This is a genomic window from Pedobacter sp. Bi126 (assembly GCF_918698245.1).
Taxonomy (GTDB): Bacteria; Bacteroidota; Bacteroidia; order Sphingobacteriales; family Sphingobacteriaceae; genus Pedobacter.
Window position 1 is genome coordinate 182,606 of record NZ_CAKKMS010000003.1, and the last position, 15,482, is coordinate 198,087.

9 protein-coding genes are annotated in these 15,482 nt (G+C 40.0%); 4 read left to right on the forward strand and 5 right to left on the reverse strand.

All coding sequences use genetic code 11. The features are described 5' to 3' along the window. Positions 1–48: 48 nt before the first annotated feature. A complete protein-coding gene (locus tag LQ201_RS10925) occupies positions 49–783 on the forward strand; it encodes an SDR family oxidoreductase (protein ID WP_230142299.1) in 735 nt (244 codons plus the stop codon). Between the two features lie 95 nt (positions 784–878). Here LQ201_RS10925 and LQ201_RS10930 read toward each other — a convergent pair whose 3' ends face one another. Beyond that, entirely contained in the window at positions 879–4,607 is a 3,729-nt protein-coding gene (locus LQ201_RS10930; protein WP_230142301.1) for a tetratricopeptide repeat protein, read from the reverse strand. Between the two features lie 147 nt (positions 4,608–4,754). On the opposite strand from LQ201_RS10930, the gene LQ201_RS10935 reads away from it, so the two are divergent. Continuing rightward, positions 4,755–5,204, forward strand: coding sequence for an SRPBCC domain-containing protein (locus LQ201_RS10935; RefSeq protein WP_230142302.1), 450 nt, complete (start codon positions 4,755–4,757; stop codon positions 5,202–5,204). Positions 5,205–5,443: 239 nt separating this feature from the next. Here LQ201_RS10935 and LQ201_RS10940 read toward each other — a convergent pair whose 3' ends face one another. From LQ201_RS10940 to LQ201_RS10955, 4 genes are read right to left on the reverse strand one after another with little or no spacing between them, the layout of a single operon-like run. Beyond that, positions 5,444–6,529, reverse strand: coding sequence for a Gfo/Idh/MocA family protein (locus tag LQ201_RS10940; protein ID WP_230142303.1), 1,086 nt, complete (start codon positions 6,527–6,529; stop codon positions 5,444–5,446). Positions 6,530–6,537: 8 nt separating this feature from the next. Continuing rightward, positions 6,538–7,992: a Gfo/Idh/MocA family protein gene (locus LQ201_RS10945; RefSeq protein WP_230142304.1), complete on the reverse strand. Its 1,455-nt coding sequence runs from the start codon at positions 7,990–7,992 to the stop codon at positions 6,538–6,540. A gap of 30 nt (positions 7,993–8,022) precedes the next feature. Then, positions 8,023–11,496 (reverse strand): DUF1080 domain-containing protein, encoded by a 3,474-nt coding sequence (locus tag LQ201_RS10950; RefSeq protein WP_230142305.1) that lies wholly within the window; start codon positions 11,494–11,496, stop codon positions 8,023–8,025. A 22-nt stretch (positions 11,497–11,518) separates the two neighbouring features. Then, a complete protein-coding gene (locus LQ201_RS10955; RefSeq protein ID WP_029276744.1) occupies positions 11,519–12,805 on the reverse strand; it encodes a Gfo/Idh/MocA family oxidoreductase in 1,287 nt (428 codons plus the stop codon). A 225-nt stretch (positions 12,806–13,030) separates the two neighbouring features. Between LQ201_RS10955 and LQ201_RS10960 the strand changes: the two genes are divergently transcribed. Together LQ201_RS10960 and LQ201_RS10965 are read left to right on the forward strand one after the other, a co-directional pair. Beyond that, positions 13,031–14,284 (forward strand): ROK family protein, encoded by a 1,254-nt coding sequence (locus LQ201_RS10960; RefSeq protein ID WP_230142306.1) that lies wholly within the window; start codon positions 13,031–13,033, stop codon positions 14,282–14,284. Between the two features lie 100 nt (positions 14,285–14,384). Further along, a complete protein-coding gene (locus LQ201_RS10965; RefSeq protein WP_230142307.1) occupies positions 14,385–15,167 on the forward strand; it encodes an alpha/beta fold hydrolase in 783 nt (260 codons plus the stop codon). Positions 15,168–15,482 lie beyond the last annotated feature (315 nt).

The window sequence follows — 15,482 nt, forward strand, 5'->3', positions numbered from 1 at the left end:
CTCAGGCTAACCAATACGCCTACATTTGTACCATAAACATTGTAAATTATGAAAACAGCACTGATTACAGGAGCAAATAAAAGCATAGGCTTTGAAACAGCAAGACAATTATTACAACACGGGTATTATGTATATGTAGGCTCCCGAGATATTAAAAAAGGCGAAGAGGCCGTAAGCCAGTTAAAATTAGAAGGGTTAAATAACTTAGCGCCCATAGAAATTGACGTGGATAACATCGAATCGATACAAGCTGCCGGAACATTACTCAGTAAGAAAATTAATGTGCTCGATGTATTGATCAATAATGCAGGTATTAGTGGTGCTATGCACGCGGCTTTGGAAACAGATATTAATGTATTCAGGCAGGTATTTGAAACCAACTTTTTTGGTGTAATCACAGTTACGCAAACCTTTATAGATTTATTAAAGCAATCGCCAGCACCAAGAATTGTGAACGTTACATCAGGTTTGGGTTCGCTTACGTTACACAGTGATCCAAGCTGGAAATACTATGGCGTAAAGCCGGCCGGTTACGTTTCTTCAAAGGCAGCACTTAATGCTTATACCATTCTATTGGCTAATAACCTGTTGAATACCCCTTTTAAGGTAAATGCGGTTGATCCAGGCTATACTGCTACAGATTTTAATCACCACTCAGGCCCGGGAACAATACCAGATGCAGCAGCAAGAGTGGTAAAGGCAGCTACATTAGCACCAGATGGGCCAACAGGACAATTTTTTAGTGATGACAATGTGCCTGATACAGGAATAAGTCCATGGTAAGCGAGAATTAGCTATTGAGATGCGACTGAGTTTCTTTGGTAACGCTTTATATCACTTAAAAGCCCTGCTTTGTTAAACAGGGCTTTTAAGTGTTCTTATTTCATAGCCAGTTGCTGATCATCTGCTTCGGCCATTTCTTTATAAAACGCCTTAAACTGATCGATTTTATCTAAGGGAACATAATCTTTCTTTAATGCAAAACTCCGCTTTAAAACGAGTTTATTTCCTTGTTGTACGCTTTCTAGTTTAAAATCAACAAAATCATTACTCAATTGAACGGCTTTAAAAGGCTGAACCATGGCTTTTCCGGTTGGAAGTTCTAGTGATAATTCCTGATTAGACTCGTCAACCCCAAATAACTGGGTAAGATCGATACCAAATTTACGCGGTGAAACTACCTGCAAGGCTGTTGCATACGATTTGTTTGACCATGGAATAGAGAATATCGACATGCCTGCTACACTTTTGCTTACATTCAGCAATTTATAGGAACAAGCTGTCCCCACAGTATCTGAAGTTGATTTTGCGGCATTGAGGTTAGAAAAACTAAGGCTATAAATTTCGTTTTCGGGATAGACACCTGTCAGATCTTCCTTCATTTTCTTGATCTGATCTGCACTGCTCAAATCGTTAAAAACACTTCTGATATAGCTAGACATTGATCCCGTATTCCAATTGGTTTCCTTAACCGTCATATCGGCATTTTCCAGCTTAACCTCGGTTTTGTAGGCCATCATGTTCCTTCCTCTTATTCCAGGATTAAACTTGGTTAACGCTGTGCTTGCTTTATTAATTTCGAGAATATTAGATCCCAGGAAAGTATTGCTGAAAGTATTAAAAGGCAATGTTCCGGAAGTAAGCTCTACCCAGTAATCTTTCCCTCCTATTGTAGATTTGGCAATACAGTGATTAAATTCGATACTAGGTAACAATAACGTATTCTGTCCACGATCTCTGGTATTTGCTAAAGCCAGTGTTGCGGTAATTCCAGCTTCTTTACACATACTCACGAAAAGCGTAGATACATCTTTACAATCCCCAATTCTTGTATTAATAACTGTTGATGGATTTTGGGGAATAATACCACTCTGCCTAAACGATACTGAGCTGTAAGCGATGTTGGTAATAATGTAATTATAAATCATCTTGATTTTGGTTAAATCATCTAAATTACTTTTACCAGCAAACAAATCATTTACTACTGTTTTTATTTCATAACTGCTGCGGGCTTTAGCCGATGCAATATTGTCGTACCAATCTGCAATAAATTTCCAGTCGGGAATAGATGATAAATACAGCATGTTGGTTACATCATCCATTGGGGGCATTTTATCCTCATACCTTAATGCTTCCTGTTTATTCTTCTCCCATACATACAGGTCAAACTCGTCTTTTGCCGTTTTAACAGGAGCAATGTCCTGCTGTGAGAAAACATATTTAAAAGCTTTATCGCGGTGGATTAACAATGAATATTTAATATTAAGGTTATCCAAACCATCGCTAAAATAGAAAGCGTCCCAGAAGTGGGTAGACATTGCCCCAACATGAAAATTCTCGATTTTATAACGGATATTAATCACATCGCCAATTTCGAGGTTGGTAAATACCAACTCATTATTATTGGTTTCGGCAGGAACTTTTGTTCCACTGGCCTTTATTACCTCGGCTATTTCGACGGCATAATTCTGGTCATTATTATAAGGAATAGCATATTCTTTAAAGCTTTCAAGCCCTTTTTGGGTTAGTATTTTTGCAGTAAAAAAGTGTTTCTCTTCTGATCCACCGTTTTCATAAACAACTTTCTGCACTTCATTATTTAAAACTACAACCTGCCCATCGGGATATTCTGTTTTAGACGGCGCCTTGCTAACCATCATTTTAACATCGGGTTTGTCGAAGTAATCAAATACCGCTTTTTTGTCCTGAAGTGTTCTTAACAACTGGATAACAGTGTAATTATTCGGATCGATCTGTAAACTCTTTTCGTATGCCTTAATACTTTTCTCTTTCTGTTTATTTGCATTATACAGCGTACCTAACTGAGAATAAACAAATGCGTTGTTAGGATCGATCTCGAGTACTTTTAAATATAATTTTTCTGCCTCATCGTATTGTTGCAACTGATAGTAAATACCTGCGAGGTCGGTGTATATGGAAAATCCTATCGGATCGTTTGCTAATTCTTTTTTGTAAATATCAATGCCTGCATCGGTTTCTCCTTTATCCAAATGCAGCTTTGCTACATATTTAGCAGCCTTGTAATCGTTATTCTCATCAATGTATTTTTGCAAAATATCAATCGCCTTAGGGTTTTTCCTAATCTGCACTTCGATAAGGTATTTTAAATTGACAATATCTGCTGAATTTAAATATTGTGGATAAATTTTTTCCACCAGGTCTATAATTTCAGGTTGTTTTTTCTCCTGGCCGAGTATGTTTAGTTTTTTCATCAACACCGTTTCATTCTCGCCATAAATTTTTTCCAGTTTAGCAAGAACTTCTTTTGCTCGCACGTAATCATTCTGTTGAAAATGCTCCGTATATACAAGCTCCAGGGCTAGCGAGCACTCCGGGTCGTGTGTTTTAATTTCTTCTCTGAGGGTTTCAATTCCAGTTCTATTATCGGCTTTAACAAACAGTTCTATCATCATTAGGTTGAGATAGGTACTTTCAGGAAAATGTTTTTTAAGTTTCTCCAGGATCAACCTTGCATCGAACACATTTCCTAAACGCAAATAAAGCTTAGCCATCATTAACTGATTTAAATAGCTCTGCGGTTTTGCTTTAAGGGCATCTTCGAAATATTTAAATCCAACTGGTTTTAGCTGAGCTGGAACAGGATTTGTTTCTTTTGAATACGCCTGTGGTGTACTGGTAGTAGAAAGGTTATTTAATGGTGCTCCGTTGGCATCAGTTAACCGCAGCATAAAATTCGATCTGCCCGCATAGCTCTCGCCTATCTGCACCAAAACGCGGTTGTAGCCCTGATTTAACTTAATCGGCACAATGTATGCGTCAAGATCGTTGTTTCTTTCTTCTGATTCGCTGATTAAAAGCTGATCATTTACCCAAACCTTTACCGAGCCGGATACGCCGATTCTTAATTGCCCTGTTGTACTTGCAGGCGCATTAACAAATGTTTGGGCAAACTGTAGTGCATTTTCATAAGTGTTATAATACGTAAAATCGAACCATTTATCATGCCGTACATAAGGTACCGTTCTCCAGCTAAATTTTCTGTTCTTTTTACCCGTAAAAACATAATTAAGTTCAGGATGGGCTAAAATATCATCGTACTGTTTATCGAAACCACTGGTCGAAATGTTTTCATACTCGCCTGTGATTAACCAATTTTCGATTTCGCCAATCTTATTAAAATACTGATCAGCTTCGGCATATTGTTTTTTCTCTTCGAAATGCGAACCTAACGATGCGTAGGCCAATGCATTAATGGTGCCGTCTACATCTTTTCTTGTTGCCAGTTTTTTATAAAACTCCAACTGGTCGGTCGTTTTTATCTTCGAAGCGTTATTGGGCAAATCGCTCCATAGCGCAACAAGATATGGTTGTGGGTTTTTAGCCGTATTAGATAATTTATTTAAGTAGCTAAAACCTTCTTTGGCTGGCCGGTCCATTTCAGTCATCATAGATAATGCAACATTTGCTTCATCTGAAAATGCAGGTTTAAGTGCTGCCTTGGTAAAAAAATCGCGTGCCGCTGTCCGGTTGTTTTTAAAAAAATATTCCCAGCCTGGGTTCAAATTTGTTTGTGCCTGAATAGACGAAGAAACAAGAATTGAGAGAATTAATAGTTTAAATTTCATTTTGTAATTATAGAAAAAAAACAAATCTGAATCAAAGCAATTTAGATTAAAAAATAAGCAGGAAAAACCTCACCCATTTACTGCATTTAATGTGCAGGTAATATTTTTTAACTTAGATGATCAAACTAAAAAATTGAATAAACTGTGATGGATAAAACGGAGAACAGATCAATGCAGGTTAAGGGCCTTTTTAAAGCAAATATGCAATTGCTTTGGGACGTTTGGACCAAACCCGAGCACCTAAAAAACTGGTGGGGACCAAAAGGCTTTAGTGCCACCATCCATAAAATGGATTTGCAGGCAGGTGGTGAATGGAAGCTCACCTTACATGGACCTGATGGTAAAGACTATGCCAACCGCAGCATTTTTAAAGAGATTATTCCACTTGAAAAAATTGTATTCGAACACTTCAACCCACATTTTTTCACTACAGTTCTTTTTGAGGCCCATGATGAAGAAACCCAAATAAACTGGACGATGTTATTCGACACTCCTGAGATGCGCGAAACGATAGTTAAAGTGCATAAGGCCGAGGAAGGGCAAAAGGAAAATATGGAAAGACTTGGAGACTACCTTTTGAAGGTACATACGCAATAATTCTCTCATTTCGAGTGATAATTGATTTTATAAAATCAATATAAGGAATTTTAGTAGTTTGTGAGCATACAAGAAATCGTCATTGCTGGAAGGTATTTTTTGCCCAGGAAGCAATTTTATGATTATCGCTACTAGCGTCCGCTTTAAGGTTGCTTCGTGCCGACGACTTATCCTTTCGTGGTGTCAGATGGTAACATCTGATACTACGACCGCAGCAACCGAAATGACAAGAAATAATTTTAATCTAACCGGATCATTTCACCTGTTTTTACCGATTCATCGCAGGCAAAAGCAATCCTTAAGCTGTTTACAGCATCTTCAGTGGCGTCGGTTAAATCTATATCTTCTGCAATAGCTTTTAGGAAATAACGCTGCTCGCGGTTGCACAGTTCCTGATGATCCGGCTCATCGGTTAGATCCACCCATTCATCAGCTTTGCTGAACTCATCATTAACATCTAAATCGGCATGATGTATTTTAATCGATTCGGTTTTGGTATGCGCATCAATGTTATCAGAGTTTCCGGCTGCACCTGCTTTTTTAGCCGTGATAGATACTGATCCTTTTGGTCCAAAAACATCTTTAATAAAAAAAGCATTATCGCTCACCATCGGTCCCCAGCCAGCTTCATACCAACCAATAGAACCATCCTCGAAACGGATCTGCAGCTGCCCGTAATTGTAGTTCCACTCTGGGATATCGTCAGTAAGCCTGGCACCAATGGCACTCACCTGTACAGGCTTCGATCGGGTCATTTGGCACATAATATCGATGTAATGTACAGCACAATCGACAATGGGGCTTAAACTTTTCATCAGGTTACGGTGCACCGTCCATTTAGGTCCATGGCTCTGTTGGTTCAGGTTCATGCGCATCACCAAAGGTTTTCCCATTTCCTGAGCCAGCGAAGTAAATTTCTCCCAGGAGGGATGATAGCGGAGGATATACCCCACCAATAATTTTTTATTCGCTTTTTTAGCGGCGTCTGCCACCTTTATAGCGCCTTCTACGCTATCGGCCAATGGTTTTTCGATAAACACGTGGCAACCATTTTCGAAAGATTTTATGGCATAAGCTTCGTGTGTATCGGGATAAGTAGAAATACAAACGGCATCTGGTTTGGTTATTTCAAGTGCCTCGTAAAAATCAGTATACAAATCATATTGTCCACCTAATTTTTCATTAAGCTTTTCTTTGCTTTTACCGGTAGAAACCAATCCGCAAATTTCAAAACCGGGTAGGGTGTGGTAAGCTGTGGCATGGGAAGCACCCATATTGCCACAGCCTACTACTAATACCTTTAAATTCTTATTTTCTATCGACATACTAAATCTTAAACGCCCAACGTCCAACCCTTACGGTATTCGCGTTTCACAAATTGATTTACCTCGTCAAAATTGGTCACCTTCATATTTATTTTGTCCCAAAGCATTTTGATATCTCTGCCCGGGTAACTGATTTTACTTGCTGCATCTCTGCGCTGTACATCTGTGCCCCTAATGGCGAGATTGGCAATCAATAAGGTTTCGGTAAGTGGCCCGGCGATTTCAAATGGCGAACTCAGTTCCATTTTTCCATAACCGGCAATGGCGGCTTCGGCAAACTGAGTATAATGGCCTTCTTCCTGATTAGCGATACGCGGAATAGTGATTTTCGTTCTATCTGATTCGTTGCGCGAGAGTGGTAACAATTTTGGATTTTTGCCATAGGTTTCACAGATCATTTTACCTTTTGTACCGATAAAAAGCACACCATTATCGCCGAAACTTTCATTAGGCCCTAATTCTTCCGGACGTTCCGGCTTAATGCCTCCATCCATCCAATGCACCTGAACCTCATGTTTGGTTTTTGGCGTTTTGGCAAAGGTTAAAATGACGTGGCTTGATGGCGGGCAGCTTTCTGGCAAATAGGCACGTTTAAATTCATCAACATATACACTGCCTACGCTGCATTCTACGCTGATTGGGGTATCCAGGCCTAACACCCTAAAAGGAGGCTCTACCAAGTGACAGCCCATATCGCCAATGGCACCGGTGCCGTAATCCCACCATCCCCTCCAATTAAAGGGAACCAGTTTATTTACATATTCTTTATATGGAGCACTGCCCAACCACAAATCCCAATCCAGTTCTTTCGGTATTTCGGCTTTTCCACTTGGCCACGAAATTCCCTGAGGCCATACTGGCCGGTTAGTCCAGCAGTAAACCGTATGAACTTTACCTATCCTGCCTGCATCGTACCATTCCTGAAGTCTTCTTACACCATCGCCCGAAGCACCCTGATTACCCATTTGCGTAACCACTTTATAGCGGTTTGCGGCTTCGGTTAACATCCTGGCTTCGTAAATATCGTGCGTTAAAGGCTTTTGCACATACACATGTTTACCCAATTGCATGGCTGCCATGGCAATTTGCGCGTGGGTATGATCGGGTGTTGATACCGTTACGGCATCAATATTTTTGCCTTCTTTATCCAATAACTCACGATAATCTTTGTAATATTTTGCCTTTGGGAAGTTTTTTAGAGAATTTGCAGCTCTTCTATCATCTACATCGCATAAAAAAGCAACATCTGTTTTTCCTCCCCTAACAATACTGGCAATATCGCCCTCTCCTTTTCCACCTGCACCTATTCCAGCCAATTGCAAACGATCGCTTGGCGCCAGAAAACCTGGCCCACCCAACACATGGCGGGGTACAATCATAAATCCAGCGGCAGCAAGTGCTGTTGTTTTAATAAAGTTTCTTCTCGAATTTTCTGTTTTCGAATTTGCCTTATCTTCTATCATTATTTAACCTGTTATAATGCTAAATTTAACTTATTTCTTTTTACCTGTAACTTTTGTATCAGTTTCTTCTTGAGCTGACGCTTTCTTGCTCAGATCTTTAATCCTGATGTTGCGGAACTGAACAGGAGAACCATGACCTAAGAAACCGATATGTCCACTTTCACGTAGTAAACCCGGGTGTTCTTTATGGTCTGGAGTGCCGTTTTTCTTAAATGGTTCGATATCGCCATCTAAAATTACGGTGCCGTTTAAGATCACTTTAATTTTCGATCCTTTGGCAATTACTTCTTCATAGTTCCACTCTCCAGTAGGCTTTAAAAACCCTCTCTTTGCAGCGATAGTGCCATAAACCGAACCATGATACTGGTATTCTTTCAGGTCTTTATAAATCGGTGCATCGTTATCCAGTATCTGCAGTTCCATACCGGCATAAGCAGCATCACCTTCTAAAGGAGCCCTGATCCCTAAACCGTTGTTTGCACCTGGAGTGAGCTGAAATTCGAAACGGTAAACAAAATCGCTGAATTCTTCTTTGGTGAATAAGTTACCGCCTGATCCTTTACCTGGTTTTGGACGGATAGCGATGTTTCCATCCTCGATAACGTAATCGGTAGTATTACCTGTCCAGCTGTGCATATTGGTTCCATCGAACAATACTTTATAACCTTCTTTTTTCTCTTGTGCACTCAGCTCAAAAGGTTTTGGGCGGGGAATTTCTTTGATATAGATATCGCGGTAAGCCACCGGCGATCCATGCGCCTGCAATTCGATCTGCTCTTCTGCAAAGATCGGCAAACTTCTGTCCCAATAATTCTCTAAAATCACATTATCGGTCACCAATTGTCCGTTCAGATAAACGGTAACACGGTCGCCTTTCATTAAGATTCTGAATGTATTCCATTCATCCAACTTGTTATCGGCCACTTTAAGCGGTTTACTTTCGTTTGTTTGATTGTTGTACAAACCACCAGAACCAACCTGGGCACCCACTTTTGTACGGGCAAGATCCCAGATCTGTACCTGTGGCGTACCGCGGAGATAAATACCCGCATCGCCCTCTCCTTTTTTATCGTCGATGATTTTCCAGTCTACCAACATTTCAAAATCGCCATATTTTTTAACGGTTGCAAGGTTATTGCCATGACTTTGAAACTGTAGTTCACCGTTGATCACTTTCCAGCTTTCCTTTGCCTCGGCATCAGCTTTGGTTTGTGCTTCGGCTAAGGTTTTTTCATCCATTTTTGATCTTTTGATCGGATCGGCCACAAGTCCTTTCCATCCGGATAAATCTTTGCCGTTAAAAATCTGAACAAAGCCTTCGCCAGCTTTCATCTCAGAAATATACTTCCGCATACCTTCTTTCTGATAACCGGCATCGCCTCCGGTAATTACGGCAATGGTTTTATTTAACAAGCCTTTTACAATGTCGCCATTGTAAGTTCCGGCCATGGCAATATTCATCACCGCGTTTGCCGCAGCCTGTTGTAAAGTAGCATTATCTAAATACTGACCAGCAAATACAATCGCATTAAAACATTTGGCCTGTTCGACATCTTTAAGAATCTGCTGTTGTTGTGCTGGTGTTTTAGCCACTGCCATCGCATTGCGCAATAATAATAAACGTTGCTCAGCCGGGTACTTTGTATTTCTTACTAAAGTTAAGTAACCCACAATCGCCTGGTTCAAAAAGTCTGGATTGGTGGTGGTACGCGCAATGCTGATCAATGCATCCGTTGAGCCTGCATCCGACCATGAAGAAAGTGCTTCAATTGCAGCTTTCTTGGTGGCGTCATCGCCTGTGGCATAGGCTTCTGAAACCGATTTTAACGATTGCTCACCACCTAAACTGCCAAGTACCTTATAAAACAACAATTTCTTATCAGCAGGTGTATTGCTCATTTGCTGAAGAATGGCATTGGTTTGTGCCGCTTTATCTGTTGATCCTTTTACCGAAGCAATAATGGCATCTTGTACAGCAGTAAGTTCGTCGGCATTGGTGCTTTTATTTAAAAGATCAAATAATTGTGCTTTATTTTCAGCTGCTGCTACATGTTGCAATGAAAGGTATGCTGCTTTTCGTACTTCAGGTTTTTTACTGTTTAATGCAGTATAAATAACCTCCGTTTGGCTGGTTGCAGCGCGGGCGGCTAAAATATTAATCAAGGCAACCTGTACCTCTGGTTTAGCTTTCGGAAGATAAGCACCAACTTTAGTGGCTACACTTTCGCCTTTTATTCTTAAAATTCCATTAGAAATAGCCGCAATATCTGCTGTATCTCCTTTGCCCATTAACTTCAACAGATCGTCTATAACTTCTTCCTGTCCAAGTTTTACAGCGGTGTTAATTGCAGCCAGTTTTACCTGCTCATCGTCGCTTTTAATTAATTTGAGTACGGCTGGCAATGCAGATTTTGCTTTGCTATTGCCCAGCATATCTAAAATAGAAACCTGAGTTGGGGCATCAACCTTTTTTAACTGGCTTACCCAGGCTGCACTATTGGTATCATTTACGCCATCAGCAGCGAATTTAACCGCAGCCGCTCGAAATTCGAACTGTTTATCGGTCATGGCAGCCAACAAAGCTTGTTGATCGGTTTGTGTTGCCGAAAGTAATTTTAAGGCTGCAGTACGTTCGTTTACCTGATCATCAGCCGTTGCTTTTTCTAATATTGTTTTCGCTATTGCTTCCACTCCCGCTTTATCTGTTGCTATGTTTTTCTGGGCGTAAACCAATAAAGCTGCAACCGCATTGGTTTGGTCGTATTTATAACCTGCTTGTTCAGCAGCTTTTACTAAAATTTCTTTTGCGGATGCATCGCCAATATTGGCAAGGGCATACAAACTTACCTTGGTTAATGCTTTGTCTGTTCCAGTAGCCAATGGCGCAATAGCTGTAGCTGCTGCTTTAGCATTAGTATGGCCCAATGCTTCTACAATGGCAATTTTTGCTTTGCCGTTTGCTTTACTCAAGCCACTAAGCAATGCATTTGTAGCAGAGGCAGTACCAATTTTGGCCAGTGCTCTCGATGCTTCGTCAGCCAATTGTTCGTCAGCAAGGTAATCTGTTAGACAGGCTACCGCAACATCATTTCCTACCAAATCGAACTGACTGATGATAAATGCTTTGTTCTGTTTATCGGTTAGTTTGGGTAACGCTTTGCAATAGGCATTGATGGCCATACTCCTTAGATTCTGTTGACCGGTTTTGGTCGCATAAGCAGTAAAACCACCTACTGCATACTCAATAAGGGCGTTGTTTCCTTTTTCAGAAGCCGTTAAACCAATAATTAAGGCTACGTAACCCTCTTCACCTAAATCGGCCACTTCTTTCATATTGCGTTCTAGCTGGGCAGCATTTCTAGCGGGCAGCTGTGCCAATAAATCGGCAATACGCGTGGTTGTAGTTCTCTCGTCTTTTTTATCTTGAGCCAGGGCCCTTACCGTAAATAATGCGTTTGTAAGCATTACAATGGCTAACAGCACCAATAATATTTTTTTGTTCATGATGGTTTGTATTTTGAGATGTTTAAATAGAAAATGGTGCACGCATTACAGGATTAATCAATCTGTTAGCAGCCTCATCATCTACGAATTCTTGCTTAACCGGGTCGAATTTTAACGATCTTCCCAATCTTAAGGCAGCCAAACCAATATTTACAATGTTGCACGAACGGTGTCCGTTCTCTTCATTTAAAGCGAATTTTTTCCTCGTCCGTACCGATTCTGAAAATTCTACAATCTCAGGATCAGGATCAGGGAATTGCGCCAGTTTACGTTCCAGATCAGGAATGTCAGATTTAAAACCCGGATACAATTTACCTTTTGGACCTTCTATATACGGTACATTGGTATCTTTACCTTCACCGTCTAAAATAATCTGGCAGCCATCGGCATAAGTATAGGTAATCCTGCGCCAAATGCCTACAGCATCCGTATGTTGTTGTGGCGCATCAACCTCTACAGAAATTGGATTGGTATCATCCTTACCTAAAAAGTATTGTATCGGGTCGATATAATGTTGCCCCATATCACTTAATCCACCACCATCATAATCCCAATAACCTCTAAAAGTTTGGTGAACACGGTGTGCATTGTAAGGCTTATATGGTGCAGGGCCTAACCATGCATTATAATCTAATTCTGGTGGTACGGGCTGAGGTTCTAAATGATCTTTGCCCACCCAGTAAAATTTCCAGTCGTAGCCGGTATGTTTACTTACGGTTACTTTTAATGGCCAGCCCAACATACCACTATCTACCAGTTTTTTAATCGGTTTTACAGTAGTGCCCATTCCGTAAAAGGTATCTTTAAACCTAAACCAGGTATTTAACCTAAACATTCTACCATGCTGTTTTACCGCTTCTACCACCCTTTTGCCCTCACCTATGGTATGTGTCATTGGTTTTTCGCACCAAATATCTTTTCCTGCATTGGCAGCATCTACAGCCATTATACCATGCCAGTGTGGTGGGGTAGCAATGTGTACAATATCTACCTCAGGCAATTGTATCAGTTCTCTATAATCACTAAATGTTTTTACACCTTTATCCAACATTGATGCCGCTTGTTTAAGGTGGTTCTGATCAACATCACATATGGCTACTACCTGGGTACCTTCGTAGCCAAAATGGCCTCTGCCCATTCCTCCAACACCGATTACGGCTTTGGTTAATTTATCGCTTGGGGCAAGATATCCTTGTCCGCCCAATACATACCTTGGGACGATGGTAAATGCTGCCAGGCCAATTGCAGATTTTTTGATGAAATCGCGTCTGGTGTTTTGTTCATTTTGTGGTTCTTCTTTAGTTTTCATTTGTTTCTTGGTGTTGTAAAAACTTATATGATAGTTTGGTTCCAAAAGCATTAGGATGCTGGAGCATAGGATTTATCGATCTGGTTAGATTAAAATTACAAGGTTAATGTTAATAAGAAATTATTATAAAGACAAAACATCGTTGATTTCTTTACGTATTAAAAAAACTTTAGTAAATTTTTAATAGAAGTTATCTATATTTATCGAAATAGTGCAATCAACAACATGGATCTTAATCTATTAAATAACCTAACATCAGACACCAACGATAAGCAGTCGATTCAAAAACATAAGCTCATAAAATACCTTTTTAATTTAGGGGCATCTTCAGTTTCTACTTTATGTGAAATTATGGAAATGAGTACGCCGAGTATTCTGAAGCTTCTGCTTAGCCTGATTGATGAAGGCTGGATAGAAAAGAAGGGTTATGGTTTATCTATTGGGGGGCGAAAACCCGACCTTTATCGTTTAAAGGATAAAAAGATTCTGATTCTCTGTATAGACATTGAATTATTTCATACCAAAATAGCCATTATTGACAACAATTATAATTTTGTATTGGATGTTAAAACCATTTCGGTGCCTATTTCAAAAAGCAGGACTGATTTTTTCAATATTTTACATACACACCTTCAGGATATCTTAAAATCGGCAGGTATTCAGCATAGGCAGTTTATTGGCTGTAGTGTTGGCATGCCTGGCTTAATTGATGCTGAAAAGGGAGAAAATTATAGTTATTTCCTAAGCGATGATGAAAATATCCCTTTAACAGCCGCATTTGAAAAAATGCTAAATATACCTGTAGTGATCCAAAACGATGTGAATGGTTCATCAATGGCAGAATTTACCCACGGAATGGCTAAGGGCAAAAAGAACGTACTCGTATTGTTAATGGATTGGGGTGTGGGTTTAGGCATTATAATGGACGGAAAATTGAGGCAAGGTAACTGCGGTTTCTCTGGCGAATTGGGCCATATGCCTTTTGTAGAGAATGGCGCACTCTGTTACTGTGGAAAACACGGCTGCCTCGAGACCGTTGCATCTGGAAACGCACTGTCAGAAATGGCAAAAGAAGGTATTTTATTGGGCAAAAACTCTATGCTTACTAATCTTTCGAACGAAGAACTGGAAAGAATTGAGCCAGCCCTGATTATTAAGGCAGCCAATAAAGGTGATCAATACGCCATTCAGCTGCTCTCCAATGTTGGCACTCATATGGGCAAAGGAATAGCTGTTCTGATCCAGTTGTTCAACCCCGAACTGATTATTTTAAGCGGCAAAATTGCGGGGGCCAAACAATACATCACATTACCCATGCAACAGGCAATAAACACCTATTGTATGACCCAAATTAGAGAAAAAACAACGATAGTTTCTTCCGAGCTGGGCGAAAACTCCAGGTTATTAGGATATGCAGCAACAGGTATCGATCAATTTCTAGGCGCTTACATCAAAAAAGTAAAAAAGCTTAAAAAGTAATATTCCAAATGGCGCAAACCACCCTAAATTTGTCTGTTATCAGCACCTTATTTTCCAATAGCTTATTTAGATTTGTATAGCAAATTTTAAACCAAGACCAATGGAAACATATAAAAAAGCAGGACATGAAAAGGTAAATGGCATTAACATGTACTATGAAATTTACGGGGAGGGAGAAATTCCACTGGTATTGATACATGGCGGCGGTTCCACCATTCAATCTACATTCGGCAGATTTATTCCTTTTTTGGCAAAATCTGGTCGGGTTATAGCTGTTGAGCTTCAGGCTCATGGACGTACCAGCGACCGTGACCAGGCAGAATCTTTTGAGCAGGATGCAAAAGATGTGGTCACTTTATTAAATCAGCTAAAAATAACGAAAGCCAATTTTCTGGGTTTCAGCAACGGCGGAACAACAACCTTGCATATTGCGGCACACCATCCGACTGTGGTGAATAAAATCATCGTTATTTCGGCCAATTACCAACGAGAAGGCTTAATTGATGGCTTTTATAATGGCTTTGGAGATGCAACCATCGACCATATGCCCGAGCCGCTTAAAACAGCTTTTTTAGCAGTAAACCCAGATCAAAACGCACTGCAGATGATGTTCGAAAAGGACAAACAGCGCATGCTCGATTTTGTCGACCTCAGCGATGAAGATCTGAGGGAAATTACCGCCGATACGCTTTTAATGGTGGCAGATAAAGATGTGATCAAGCCAGAACATGTGGTTAAAATGTCGAGATTGATTACAAATGCGCAACTGGTTATTTTACCTGGTATGCATGGCGCTATGATCGGCGAAAACCTTAATCCGGATGCAAGCGACAAAACAATTGAGGTTACGGCACATCTGGTGGAAACTTTTTTAAATAATTAATGCCTTAAGCTAATCTGCATAAAATTAACTGTAGGTATATGAAAAAGAAATTAGCAGCATTAATTGAGGAGGTTAAAATACTGGGTTTACCTCAGCGCGATCTAGATAATGAAATGATTTTTTAATTAACCACGAATATGGCCTATGTTACGATACAGTTATAACACAATTGTATGAGTATGATATAGAAATTGACAATAAGATATATAGTCTGATTTCGAAAATCGCGAAAGACCTCAGCCTTTCCGAAAATGATTATTTGTTTATGAAAGATTTAGTTCGCGCAGAAACTGAAATTTCTAAGAAATTATAAGT

Bases quoted from the DNA above. Each gene is read 5' to 3' on its own strand.
- LQ201_RS10925 (WP_230142299.1), top strand. From the start codon at position 49: ATGAAAACAGCACTGATTACAGGAGCAAATAAAAGCATAGGCTTTGAA.
- LQ201_RS10930 (WP_230142301.1), bottom strand. From the start codon at position 4,607: ATGAAATTTAAACTATTAATTCTCTCAATTCTTGTTTCTTCGTCTATT.
- LQ201_RS10935 (WP_230142302.1), top strand. From the start codon at position 4,755: ATGGATAAAACGGAGAACAGATCAATGCAGGTTAAGGGCCTTTTTAAA.
- LQ201_RS10940 (WP_230142303.1), bottom strand. From the start codon at position 6,529: ATGTCGATAGAAAATAAGAATTTAAAGGTATTAGTAGTAGGCTGTGGC.
- LQ201_RS10945 (WP_230142304.1), bottom strand. From the start codon at position 7,992: ATGATAGAAGATAAGGCAAATTCGAAAACAGAAAATTCGAGAAGAAAC.
- LQ201_RS10950 (WP_230142305.1), bottom strand. From the start codon at position 11,496: ATGAACAAAAAAATATTATTGGTGCTGTTAGCCATTGTAATGCTTACA.
- LQ201_RS10955 (WP_029276744.1), bottom strand. From the start codon at position 12,805: ATGAAAACTAAAGAAGAACCACAAAATGAACAAAACACCAGACGCGAT.
- LQ201_RS10960 (WP_230142306.1), top strand. From the start codon at position 13,031: ATGGATCTTAATCTATTAAATAACCTAACATCAGACACCAACGATAAG.
- LQ201_RS10965 (WP_230142307.1), top strand. From the start codon at position 14,385: ATGGAAACATATAAAAAAGCAGGACATGAAAAGGTAAATGGCATTAAC.